The organism is Nocardiopsis changdeensis, assembly GCF_018316655.1.
Taxonomy (GTDB): Bacteria; Actinomycetota; Actinomycetes; order Streptosporangiales; family Streptosporangiaceae; genus Nocardiopsis; species Nocardiopsis changdeensis.
The window spans coordinates 727834-739966 of sequence record NZ_CP074133.1; the positions used below are offsets into that span (position 1 = coordinate 727834).

At 74.0% G+C, this 12133-nt stretch carries 10 protein-coding genes; 5 read left to right on the forward strand and 5 right to left on the reverse strand.

The features are described from left to right. The first annotated feature begins 71 nt into the window (after window positions 1-71). From KGD84_RS03540 to groL, 3 genes are all read left to right on the forward strand, one after another. Window positions 72-1037 (forward strand): ATP-binding cassette domain-containing protein, encoded by a 966-nt coding sequence (locus KGD84_RS03540; RefSeq protein ID WP_220564688.1) that lies wholly within the window; start codon window positions 72-74, stop codon window positions 1035-1037. Continuing rightward, window positions 1034-1849, forward strand: a complete 816-nt coding sequence (locus KGD84_RS03545; protein WP_255647023.1) for an ABC transporter permease — start codon at window positions 1034-1036, stop codon at window positions 1847-1849. Before KGD84_RS03540 ends, KGD84_RS03545 begins: the two co-directional genes overlap by 4 nt. A 304-nt stretch (window positions 1850-2153) precedes the next feature. Further along, entirely contained in the window at window positions 2154-3782 is a 1629-nt protein-coding gene (groL, locus tag KGD84_RS03550; protein ID WP_220564689.1) for a chaperonin GroEL, read from the forward strand. Window positions 3783-3902: 120 nt separating this feature from the next. On the opposite strand, the gene KGD84_RS03555 is transcribed toward groL, so the two are convergent. Both KGD84_RS03555 and KGD84_RS03560 read right to left on the reverse strand, forming a co-directional pair. Next, on the reverse strand, window positions 3903-4526 hold the full coding sequence (locus KGD84_RS03555) for a response regulator (RefSeq protein ID WP_220564690.1): 624 nt from the start codon (window positions 4524-4526) through the stop codon (window positions 3903-3905). After that, window positions 4523-5707, reverse strand: a complete 1185-nt coding sequence (locus KGD84_RS03560) for a sensor histidine kinase (protein ID WP_255647024.1) — start codon at window positions 5705-5707, stop codon at window positions 4523-4525. Before KGD84_RS03560 ends, KGD84_RS03555 begins: the two co-directional genes overlap by 4 nt. Before the next feature lie 168 nt (window positions 5708-5875). Here KGD84_RS03560 and KGD84_RS03565 point away from each other — a divergent pair, with 168 nt between their 5' ends. Then, a complete protein-coding gene (locus KGD84_RS03565; protein ID WP_220564691.1) occupies window positions 5876-6436 on the forward strand; it encodes a GlcG/HbpS family heme-binding protein in 561 nt (186 codons plus the stop codon). A 76-nt stretch (window positions 6437-6512) separates the two neighbouring features. Here the strand turns inward: KGD84_RS03565 and KGD84_RS03570 are convergent, their stop codons facing one another. The 3 genes from KGD84_RS03570 to KGD84_RS03580 all read right to left on the reverse strand — a co-directional run bounded on the left by KGD84_RS03570 (window position 6513) and on the right by KGD84_RS03580 (window position 10480). After that, on the reverse strand, window positions 6513-8231 hold the full coding sequence (locus KGD84_RS03570) for an ABC transporter ATP-binding protein (protein ID WP_220565500.1): 1719 nt from the start codon (window positions 8229-8231) through the stop codon (window positions 6513-6515). A gap of 47 nt (window positions 8232-8278) precedes the next feature. Then, complete coding sequence (locus KGD84_RS03575; RefSeq protein ID WP_220564692.1) at window positions 8279-9997, reverse strand: ABC transporter ATP-binding protein; 1719 nt, start codon at window positions 9995-9997, stop codon at window positions 8279-8281. Window positions 9998-10060: 63 nt separating this feature from the next. Next, the gene (locus KGD84_RS03580; RefSeq protein ID WP_220564693.1) at window positions 10061-10480 is read right to left on the reverse strand and encodes an NUDIX hydrolase; all 420 of its coding nucleotides are present in this window, start codon (window positions 10478-10480) and stop codon (window positions 10061-10063) included. Window positions 10481-10718: 238 nt separating this feature from the next. Here KGD84_RS03580 and KGD84_RS03585 point away from each other — a divergent pair, with 238 nt between their 5' ends. After that, complete coding sequence (locus KGD84_RS03585; protein ID WP_220564694.1) at window positions 10719-12065, forward strand: glycoside hydrolase family 6 protein; 1347 nt, start codon at window positions 10719-10721, stop codon at window positions 12063-12065. Window positions 12066-12133 lie beyond the last annotated feature (68 nt).

Consider the following 12133-nt stretch of genomic DNA (forward strand, 5'->3'; position numbering starts at 1 on the left):
GTATTAAAACTTGAATATGGGCGGGGGGTGGGGCAGACTCTCCATATTCAACTTTGAATAAGGAGTCGCGGATGATCCGTACCCGGGATCTCACCAAGCACTTCCGCGTCGGCAGGGAGACCGTCGAGGCGGTCCGGGGCATCGACATCGACGTCGCCGCAGGCGAACTCGTCGCCCTGCTCGGCCCCAACGGCGCGGGCAAGTCCACCACCCTGCGCATGCTCACCACCCTGCTCGAACCCACCTCCGGCACCGCCGTGGTCGCCGGGCGCGACGTGCGCGCCGAGCCGGCCGAGGTGCGGCGCCGCATCGGGTTCGTCGGCCAGGGGCACGGCGCGGGCGAGGACCAGCGCGCCGGGGAGGAGCTCTACACCCAGGGCCTGCTCTACGGGCTGGACCGGGCGACGGCCGGGGCGCGCACCGCCGAGCTGCTCGACATGCTCGAACTGTCGGGGGCCGCGGACCGCGAGGTCACCAAGCTGTCCGGCGGGCAGCGGCGCCGCCTCGACATCGCGATGGGGCTCATCCACCGGCCGCCGCTGCTGTTCCTCGACGAGCCGTCCACCGGCCTGGACCCGCACAGCCGCGCCAACCTGTGGGACCACATCGCCCGCCTGCGGGCGGAGTTCGGCACCACCATCGTCCTGACCACCCACTACCTCGACGAGGCCGACGAGGCGGCCGAGCGGGTCCTGGTCATCGACCACGGGCGGGTCATCGCCGACGGCACCGCCGACGAGCTCAAGGGCGGGGTCTCCGGCGACCTCGTCACCTTCACCGTCGCCGACGCGGAGGCCGCGGCCGCCGGCGCCGCGATAGCGGAGAAGCTGCCCACCGCCCGGGAGGTCGAGGTCGTCCCCGGCCGCGAGACCGGGGTGCGGCTGCGGATCGAGCGCGGCGACGCCGTCCTGCCCGAGCTGCTGCGCTCCCTGGACGGCTCCGGGATCGCCCTGACCACCGTGCGGGTGCAGCGCCCCACCCTCGACGACGTCTTCCTGACCCTCACCGGCCGCAGCCTGCGGGAGGAGAACCCGTGACCACCGAGACCACGACGGCCGACACCGCCGCCGACACGCCCAGCACCGCCGCCGCGCGGCGCTCGTCCCTGCCCAGGGACACCTGGCTGATGTTCGTCCGCCAGTTCCGCCCGCTGCTGCACCGGCCGGCCTTCCTGCTGTTCGGCATGCTCCAGCCGGTCCTGTACCTGGTGCTGTTCGCGCCGCTGCTCACCGGGCTGGCCGGGGCCCAGGGCGAGAACCCCTGGCAGTGGTTCGTGCCGGGGCTGCTGGTCATGCTCGCCCTGTTCACCGCGGGCTTCGCCGGGTTCGGGCTGCTGCCGGAGATCTCCTCGGGGGCGCACGAGCGGCTGATGGCGACCCCGGCCTCCCGGGTGGCCCTGCTGCTGGGACGGGTGCTGCGCGACGTGGCCGTCATGGCGCTGCAGATGGCGCTCATCGTCGTCCTGGTCGTGCCATTCGGGTTCCGCGTCCCGGTGGCCGGCTTCGCCGCCGGCCTGCTGCTGCTCATCGTGCTGGGCGTCGGCCTGTCGTCGCTGTCGTACCTGGTCGCCCTCAAGGTCCGGCAGACCTACGTGTTCGCGCCCATCGTGCAGACCGCCGTGATGCCGCTGATGCTGCTGTCGGGCGTGCTGCTGCCGATGGACCTGGCCCCGGACTGGCTGTACGCGCTGTCCCGGGCCAACCCCGTCGCCTACGTGGTGGACGCGGAGCGGGCGCTGTTCGCGGGCGAGTGGAACGCGGCCGTGGGCATCGGCTGGGCGGTGGCCCTGGCGACCACCCTGCTGGTCCTGGGACTGGGGTCGCGGGCGATGCGCCGGATCTCCGCCTGACCCCCGCCCATGCTCGGCCGGTCTCGTCCGCCGCGAGCGGAAAAACCTGTCACATGGGGGGTTTGCGCAGGTGAACGCGTGTCGAAGAGGTGGTGGAATCGTGACCGCATCGTTTGCACTCTCCCATGCCGAGTGCTAAAAAGGGATCTGGTTAGCACTCGCCCCGGCTGAGTGCTAAACCGGATCGAGGCTGCGAGACCGCGGCCGCCGGCAACAGGGTCGCCGGCGGATCCGCGGTCGTCCGTCGCGGGCGCACGCCTCGTCCCACCGCGTATCAGCCCGGTCACGGGAGGACAAGAACTCAATGGCAGCCAAACTGATCGCGTTCGACGAGGAGGCCCGTCGCGGCCTCGAGCGCGGCATGAACCAGCTTGCGGACGCCGTCAAGGTGACGCTCGGCCCCAAGGGCCGCAACGTCGTCCTGGAGAAGAAGTGGGGCGCCCCCACCATCACCAACGATGGTGTCTCCATCGCCAAGGAGATCGAGCTCGAGGACCCGTGGGAGAAGATCGGGGCCGAGCTGGTCAAGGAGGTCGCCAAGAAGACCGACGACGTCGCGGGTGACGGCACCACCACCGCCACCGTCCTGGCCCAGGCGCTCGTGCGCGAGGGCCTGCGCAACGTCGCCGCCGGCGCCAACCCGATCAGTCTCAAGCGGGGCATCGAGGCCGCCGTCTCCCGCATCAGCGAGGAGCTGGGCAACCTCTCCAAGGAGATCGAGACCAAGGAGCAGATCGCCTCCACCGCCTCCATCTCCGCCGGCGACACCCAGATCGGCGAGACCATCGCCGAGGCGATGGACAAGGTCGGCAAGGAAGGCGTCATCACCGTCGAGGAGGGGCAGACCTTCGGGCTCGAGCTGGAGCTCGCCGAGGGCATGCGCTTCGACAAGGGCTACATTTCGCCCTACTTCGCCACCGACCTGGAGCGCATGGAGACGGTCCTGGAGGACCCGTACATCCTCATCGCGAACCAGAAGATCTCCAACAACAACGAGTTCCTCCCCATCGTGGAGAAGGTGCTCCAGGCCGGCCGTCCGCTGGTCGTCATCGCGGAGGACGTCGAGCAGGGCGCGCTGCAGACCCTGGTCGTCAACAAGATCCGCGGCACCTTCAAGTCCGTCGCCGTCAAGGCCCCGGGCTTCGGTGACCGCCGCAAGGCCCAGCTCGGCGACATCGCCGTGCTGACCGGCGGCCAGGTCATCACCGAGGAGGTCGGCCTCAAGCTGGAGAACACCGAGCTCGACATGCTCGGCCGCGCCCGCAAGATCGTCGTCACCAAGGACGAGACCACCATCGTCGACGGTGCCGGCGACGCCACCGCCATCGCCGGTCGCGTCAACGAGATCCGCAACGAGATCGAGCGCACCGACTCCGACTACGACCGCGAGAAGCTCCAGGAGCGCCTCGCCCGCCTGGCCGGCGGCGTCGCGGTCATCAAGGCCGGTGCCGCCACCGAGGTGGAGCTCAAGGAGCGCAAGCACCGCATCGAGGACGCCGTCCGCAACGCCAAGGCCGCGGTCGAGGAGGGCATCCTCCCCGGCGGTGGTGTGGCGCTGCTGCAGGCCAGCGTCCCGGCGTTCGAGAAGCTGGAGCTGGAGGGCGACGAGGCCATCGGTGCCGACATCGTCCGCCGCGCCATCGCCGAGCCGCTGAAGCAGATCGCCGTGAACGCCGGCCTCGAGGGCGGCGTTGTGGCGGACAAGGTCCGCAACCTGGAGCCCGGGTTCGGCCTCAACGCCGCCACCGGTGAGTACACCGACCTGTTCAAGGACGGCGTCATCGACCCGACCAAGGTCACCCGTTCCGCTCTGCAGAACGCGGCCTCCATCGCCGGTCTGTTCCTGACCACCGAGGCCGTCATCGCCGAGAAGCCGGAGAAGGCGGCCCCCGCGGCCGACCCGACCGGCGGCATGGGCGGCATGGACTTCTAGTCCCCAGGAGTTCGGGGTCGGGATACGCGACCTCAACCCGCGACGACCGGGCGGCCCCCTCGGGGCCGCCCGGTTCCGCTTTCCGGGCACCCGTTCGCGGACACCCGGTCCCGGGAGGCGTCAGTCCCAGGAGATGAGCGAGAGGTCGACCGCCGCGCGCACCGCCGCGGTGCGGGTCTCCACGCCGAGCTTGGCGTAGATGCGCTGAAGGTGGGTCTTGACCGTCGCCTCGGTGACGAACAGGGTCCGGGCGATCTCCCGGTTGCCCGCCCCCTTCGCCAGCAGGCGCAGGATCTCCAGTTCGCGCGGGGTCACCGCGGGCCGCGGGTCGCGCACCCGCCGCACCAGCCGGGCCGCCACGTGCGGCGACAGCACCGTCTCCCCGCGGGCCGCCGCCCGCACCGCCTCGAAGAGCCGCTCCGGCGGGCTGTCCTTGAGCAGGTACCCGGAGGCGCCCGCGTCCAGCGCCCGCATGATGTCCCCGTCGTTCTCGTAGGTGGTGAGTACCAGCACCCGCGGAGGGGCGGGCAGCGCCAGCACCCGCTCGGTCACGGCCACGCCGTCCAGGCCGCCCTCCAGGCGCAGGTCCATCAGCACCACGTTGGGCGAGCGCAGCCCGATCAGGCGCACCGCGTCGGTCCCGTCGGCGGCCTCGCCGACGATCTCGATGTCCTCCTCGCCCTCGAACAGGGCGGCCAGCCCCGCCCGCACGATCGGGTGGTCGTCCACCAGGAACAGTTTCACGCGTCCTCCCGTACGGGGATCGAGACCGACAGCCCGGTGCCCTCGCCGGGCGCGCTCTCCACGGTCACCTCGCCGCCCAGCCCGGCCACCCGGGCGCGCACCGCCTCCAGGCCGAACCCGCGCCCGCCGCCCGGCCCCGGGGCGCCGGGGTCGAATCCGCGCCCGTCGTCGCGCACGTCCAGGGTGACCCGGTCGCCGATCCGGGCCAGGGACACCGCCGCCCGGTCCGCCCCCGAATGCTCGCGCACGTTGGCCAGAGCCCCCTGGGCGACCCGCAGCAGCGCGGCCTCCACCTCGCCCGGCAGGCCGTCCAGCTCGCCGTCGCAGGTCAGGGCGGCCTCGATCCCGGTCTCCTCGGACAGCGACCGGCACAGGTCCGCCAGCGCCCGGCGCAGCGTGCCCCGGCTCAGCGGGGCGGGCGCGCCGCCCTGCACGAAGGCCCGCGCCTCCGCCAGGTTCTCGTGCACCCCCTCGGCGGCCCGGCGCACCAGGTGGCGGGACCGCTCCGGGTCCGACTCCCACGACAGGTCGGCGGCGCGCAGCAGCATCCCGGTGCTGGACAGGCCCTGGGCCACGGTGTCGTGGATCTCCCGCGCCAGCCGCTCCCGCTCCTCCAGCACCCCGGTGCGGCGGTGGGACTCGGCCAGGGCGTCCCGGGCGCGCAGCAGGTCGGCGATGACCCGCTTGCGGCGGTCGCCCTCCCGGCGCAGCTCCACCACGGTGCCGACCACCATCGCCGCCAGCGCGGGCGGCACCACGAACGCCATCGGGTCGCCGAACCCGGTCAGCACGCCCCAGGCCGCCGCGGTGGCGGCGGTCAGCACCGCGGCGACCGCGACCACCGCCGCCACCGGCAGCAGCCGCAGCGCGACGAACAGCAGGGGGATCCCGGCGAACCCGAACGACGGGGCGGCCCACACCAGCGCGACCCAGCACACGATCACCCCGGCCAGCCAGCCGAAGAGCACCGGCCGGGGCGCCCGGTTCCACAGCAGCACGCCCGCGGAGTACAGCAGGCCGACCACGGCGGCCAGCTCCAGGGCGGCCACGGTCCCCTCGTCGAGTTCGTGCCGGATGAGCAGCCGCACGGCGGACGCGGCCAGCAGTACCAGGAAGCCGACGTGCATCACCGCGTTGAGCAGCGGTCCGCCCAGGCCGTCGTCGCGCGTTCGTGTCCCCATATCCCTCCCATGGTGCCCCCGCGCGCCCCGGCCGCCGTCATCCGATCGGATGACACGGCGCGTCGTCCCTTCGCATCCGCCGGTTCGTCCGGGAGCCCGACGCCGGGAGGGCGCGTCACGGCGAGAGTGGAGGACGTCGGAACGGACATCCACGAACGGAGTCGCACCATGAAGCGCAACCACCTCATCTCCACCATCGCCGGCGCCGGGCTGGGCCTGGCCGTGGTCGGCGGCGTCGCCGCCACCACCCTGCTGCCCGCCGACACCCCGGGCGGGCCGAGCACCGCCGCCGCGGCGGTCGCCCCGCAGGCCGTCGCCCAGCGCGACGTCCTGAGCGCCGACGCCCTGGTCGCCGCCGCAGAGGCGGGCCTGGCCGAGGCCCAGGACCAGGGCCAGCAGGTCACCATCGCGATCGTCGACCGCTCGGGCGCCACCCGCCTGGTCCTCAAGACCGACAACGCCGGCCCGCAGACCCAGGAGTCGGCGGAGCAGAAGGCCTACACCTCCGCGGCCATGGGGCAGCCCACCGGCGCCCTGGCCGAGAACGCCACCGGGGACGGGCCCACCATCGCGGACCTGCCGGGCACCCTGTTCCTCGCGGGCGGCGTCCCGGTCCTGTCGGGCGAGACCCCGATCGCGGGCATCGGCGTGGGCGGCGCGCCCTCCGGCGACATCGACGAGGAGATCGCCCAGGCCGCCCTGGAGGCCCTGGAGAACTTCGAGGAGTAGCCCTCCCCGCACCGGACCGGCCGGGCGCCCCGTCAGGGGCGGCCCGGCCGCCGTCGTTCCCGGGGGCCGGGCCGGGTCAGGAGTCGCCGTGCCAGGCGTGCCAGAGGGCGGAGTAGGAGCCCCCGGCGGCGAGCAGTTCGTCGTGGGAGCCCAGCTCGGAGATGCGGCCGTCCTCGACCACCGCGACGCGGTCGGCGTCGTGGGCGGTGTGGAGGCGGTGGGCGATCGCGACCACCGTGCGCCCCGCGAGCACACCCGCCAGGGAGCGCTCCAGGTGGCGGGCCGAGCCCGGGTCCATCAGCGAGGTCGCCTCGTCCAGCACCAGCACCTCCGGGTCGGCGAGCACCACACGGGCCAGGGCCAGCTGCTGCACGTGGGCCGGGTCCAGGGCCAGGTGCCCCGAGCCGACCCTGGTGTCCAGGCCGTCGGGCAGGGAGCGCACCCAGTCGTCGGCGTCCACCGCGGCCAGCGCCCGCCACAGGGCGTCGCGGTCGACCTCGTCGCGGTCCAGGGCCAGCGCCAGGTTCTCGGCGACGGTCCCGCGGAACACGTGGCTCTCCTGGCTGAGCAGGATCGCCTTCTCCCGGCGGTCCTGCGGGGCGAGCCCCGTCAGGTCCTCGCCGCCCACCCGGACGGCACCGGAGGTGGGCGTGTGGATGCCCGCGATGAGCTTGCCCAGCGTGGACTTGCCCGCCCCGCTGGGGCCCACCACGGCCAGCCGCTCGCCCGGGGCCAGGGACAGGTCGACCCCGTGCAGGACCTCGGTGCCGGTGTAGCCGAAGCGCAGCCCGGAGATCTCCACGGTGCCCGGCGTCCCCGGGGCGTCGGACGGGGTCCTCCCGGCGGGGTCCTCGACCATTTCCACGCCGATCAGGCGGCGCAGGCTCGTGAACCCCATCATCAGGCTGTCCACCTGGTCGATGAGCAGGTCCACCGGCCGCACCACCTGCACGGTCAGGAACACCGCCGTGGCGATCTGCCCGACCGTCAGCTCCCCCTGGGCGTGCAGGTACGCCGCGGCCAGGAACGTCACCGCGGTCGGCAGCAGGTAGGAGAACTCCAGGGTCGGGTACCACACGGTGCGCAGCCACAGCGTGTACCGCTCGGCCAGGTAGGCGCGGCCGATCCGCTCGTCGGTGCGCCGCCGCTGGCGGTCCTGGCGGCCCAGCGCCTCCAGGGTGTGCGCGCCCTCGACGGTGTCGGTCACCCCCTGGGTGAGCTCGGAGTAGGTGTCCAGTTCGCGCAGGTAGCCGCCCGGAGCGCGGCGGGCGTACCAGCGGGTGGACAGCCAGACGATCACCGCCGACGGCAGCCACGCGAGCAGCAGCACGGGGTGCAGCACGGTGAGCGCGCCGAAGATGACGACCACCGTCACCCCGCTCACCACCATCACCGGGATCGAGTGGCGGACCGTGTGGCTGAGGTGGCCGACGTCGCGGCCGGTGCGCGCCATCAGGTCGCCGCTGCCCGCGCGCTCCACGGTGCCCAGCGGCAGGCGCAGCACGGCCCGAACGAAGCCCTCGCGCAGCTCGGCCAGGACCGCCTCGCCGAACCGGATGGACAGCGCCACCGATACCAGGGTGAGCACGGCGTGGCAGACCAGGGCGCCGACCACGATGACCGCCATCGTGTCGATCCGCTCCGGGGCCGCCGACGCGCGCACCGCGTCGATGATCCGCCCCAGCATCCACGGCGGGGCCAGCGCCGCCAGCGCGGCCAGCCCGTACAGGCCGACCACCGCTGCCAGGACGCCGCCGTGGCTGCGCAGCAGGCCGGACAGCCGGTTCCACACCATCGGGGACGGGGCGACCGGTAGCAGGCCCCGGCGTTCATCGGTCGTGGTCACGGCTGTTCCTCCAGCACGGTGCGCAGAACGGTGGCGGCGTAACCGGGCTCGGACGCCAGCAGGTCGTGGTGCGTGCCCTCGGCGGCCACCCGGCCGCCGCTGACGAACCGCACGTGGTCGGTGCGGTCCAGCAGCAGCGGGCTGGTGGTGACCAGCACCGTGGTGCGGCCCGAGCGCTCGGCCGCAAGCCGGGCGCCGATGGCGGCCTCGGAGTGGGCGTCCACGGCGGAGGCCGGCTCCACCAGGACCAGGACGTCGGGGTCGTGGGCAAGCGCCCGGGCCAGCCGCAGCCGCTGCTGCTGGCCGCCGGAGTACTCGCGGCCGCGCTCGGTGAGCAGGGCGTCCCACCCGTCCGGGGACTGGCGGACCACGTCCTCGGCGGCGGCGACCCGCACCACCTCGGCCAGCCGCTCCTCGGACAGGCCGCCGTCGGGCGAAAGCTCGTCGCGCAGCGGCCCGGAGAACAGGTGGGCGTCGTTGGCGGCGACCAGGACGCGGCGGCGCACCTCGCGCAGCGGCAGGTCGGACAGCGGGACCGAGCGGCCGGTGGCCTCCTCCACCAGGTGCCCGCCCTCGGCGTAGCGGCCCAGGCGGGCGGAGATCGCGGTGGCGTCCGCGGTGTCCGCGCACACCACGGCGGTGAGCAGCCCGGCCGGGACGCGCACCCCGCTGGCCGGGTCGTGCAGGCCGCAGGGGCCGGTCGGCGCCTGGGCGGGCGACTCCGGGTCGGGGTGGTCGTGGGCCAGGGACAGCACCCGGGCCACCCGCCCGGCGGCGACCCGCGCGGAGATGTACAGGGTCACGCTCTGCATCAGGTGGCGGACGGCCACCGCCAGGTTGGTGGTGAACCCGTAGAACGCCACCAGCTGTCCGACGGTGAGCTCCCCGTTCAGGGCCAGGCGCGCGCCGTACCAGACGATCCCGACCAGCAGCAGTCCCGGGTACAGCTCGCGCAGGGCCTGGAGGGCGGCGTCCATCCAGCCCACCCGCACCCCGGCGGCCCGCACCTCCTGGGACTCCTCCCGGTAGCGCTCGCCGACGGTGCGCTCGCCGCCCACGCCGCGCAGCACGCGCAGCCCCGCGACCAGGTCGGAGGCCTGGGTGGTGAGCTCCGCCTTGCGGGTGCGCTGGTGTTCCTGCCGCCTGGCCAGGGGGCGCAGCACCGGGGCGATGCCGAGCATGATGAGCGGGACCGCGACCAGCACGATGAGCCCGAAGGTCAGGTGGGAGGTGAGCATGAGGGCGGCCACGACCACCATGGACACAAGGGAGGCGACGAGCATCGCCGACCGCTCCCAGAAGTCGCCGATCTGCTCGATGTCCTCGGTGCCCACCGCGATGACCTCGCCGGAGGGCAGCCGCCGCGTCAGGGTGGGGCCCAGGTCGGCCGCCCGCGAGCAGATGACCTGCACGGTGCGGTAGGCCGAGGCGTACCAGTTGAAGCATTCGGCCCGGTGCGCCAGCGGGATGAACACGGTGCAGGCGACGATGACGGCGGCCAGGACCCCGGTCCAGTACAGCACCGACCGGGTGTCCAGCCCGGAGTCCAGTGCCGCGCCGATGACGGCGGACAGCAGGACGGAACCGGCGCTGTACGCGCTCGCGAGGACTCCCGCCCACAGCAGCGGCCGCCACTCCTTCCGCGCCATCCACAGGAGGAAGCGGTCGGCGGAGCGGTGGTCGGGTTCGCCCGGAGGCTGGGGTAGATCTCGCACACACGGACTGTAATCACGAGCCCGACGCCGGGGCCACTCATTTTTCGGCGGCGAACGCGCTGCTCAGCGCACCGCCCCGGCGGCGTGCAGCCGCTCGATCAGGCGCTGGGTCGCGGGTGCGCAGCGGCCCCGGTCGGCGTGGCCGACCCAGGCGATCTCGGAGACCTCGGCGCTGGGGCGCGGCTCGCCCTCGTGGTCGGCGGCGTAGCAGGCCATCCGCACACGGGTGCCGGGCGCCTGGTCGTGGGCGACCTCGTCGACGACGGTGACGAGGCGGAAGGTGTCGGGGACGAGGGTGACGCCGACCTCCTCGCGGGCCTCGCGGGCCACGGCCTGCTCGTCGGTCTCCCCGGGCTCGCGCTTGCCGCCGGGGGAGTAGAGGACGTCGCGCCCGCGGGAGCGGACGCACAGGACCCGGCCGTCGCGGACGTGGACCCAGGCCAGGGCGTCGATGACGGCGGGCGGTGTGGTGGAGGCGGACATGGGTCCCAGGGTAGGCGGACCGGGGCCCGGCGGTGCGGCGCGGGCCGGAACGGGACGGGGGGCCGCGGCCGCGGGTCGCCCGGCGGGCGGGCTCCGGGGCGGCCCGAGGTAACCATTGGGAAACGCCGCCGTTGCCCCCCTGTGCGGGCGCGGTGGCCCCGGGTTACGTTACGTCCGGACTGGGAGCGCTCCCAGGTGGTGGGGACCATCCGAAGAACGAGCCGTCCGAGGAACACACATGTCCCGCACAACCCGCTTGCGCGCGGCGCTGGGCGCCGCGGCCGGATCCGTCGCGGTCCTGGCCGCCGCGGTCGCGTTCGCCGCGGCCGGAACCGTCGCCCCGGCCGCCGCCGACACCGGCTTCTACGTCAACCCCGACACCTCCGCCGCCCGCTGGGCGGCCGACAACCCCTCCGACCCCCGGGCCGCCGTCATCGAGGAGCGCATCGCCTCGGTCGCCCAGGGGACCTGGTTCACCCGGCACAACCCCGCGACCGTCCGCGGCGAGGTGGACGCGCTGGTCGGCGCCGCCGACGCGGTGGGCCAGGTGCCCATCATGGTCGTCTACAACATCCCGGGCCGCGACTGCGGCAACCACAGCGGAGGCGGGGCGCCCTCCCACGAGGCGTACCGCCAGTGGGTGGACGAGGTCGCCGCCGGGCTCGGCGGCCGTCCCGCCTACATCATCCTCGAACCCGACGCCCTGCCCCTGGTGAGCGGGTGCAGCGAGCCGGAGGACACGCAGGCGCTGCTGGACTCCATGGCCTACGCCGGCAGGGCGCTCAAGGCCGGGTCCTCCCAGGCCCGGGTCTACTTCGACATCGGCCACTCGGACTGGCTCACCCCGTCCCGGGCCGCCGAGCTGCTCAACGGGGCCGACGTCGCCGGCAGCGCGGACGGGATCTCCACCAACACCTCCAACTACCGGCGCACCGAGGACGAGGTCGCCTTCGCCAGGTCCGTCATCGCCGCCACCGGGGTGCCGGGGCTGGGCGCCGTGATCGACACCAGCCGCAACGGCAACGGTCCCTCCCCCGACGACGAGTGGTGCGACCCGCGGGGGCGCGCACTGGGCACGCCGAGCACCACGGACACCGGCGACCCGGCCATCGACGCGTTCCTGTGGGTCAAGCTCCCCGGCGAGGCCGACGGCTGCGCCGGGCCCGCCGGGTCGTTCGTCCCCGACCTCGCCTACGAGATGGCCCTCAACGCCGGAGAGCCCTCGGAGGAGCCCACCGAGGGGCCGACCGAGGTGCCCTCGGGCGAGCCCTCCGAGCCGCCCGCCGACGGCGACTGCACCGCCGCCTACCGCGTCGACAACGACTGGGGCAGCGGTTTCCAGGCGACCGTCACCGTCACCGCGCACGTGCCGGTGGACGGCTGGCGGGTCGAGTGGGAGTTCGCCGACGGCCAGACCGTCACCCAGGCATGGAACGCCCGGGTGACCTCCTCCGGGGGCGCGGTCACCGCGCTGAACCCGGAGTGGGGAGGCGCCCTCGGGCAGGGCGCCACCGCCGAGTTCGGGTTCACCGGGGCCCGCACGGGCGCCAACACGGTGCCCGAGGTGACCTGCTCGGCGGCCTGATCCCGCGGTCCGGGCGGACACCCCCCGCCGCCCGGCCCGCGGCCCCCTGAGGACACGGATCCCGAGGA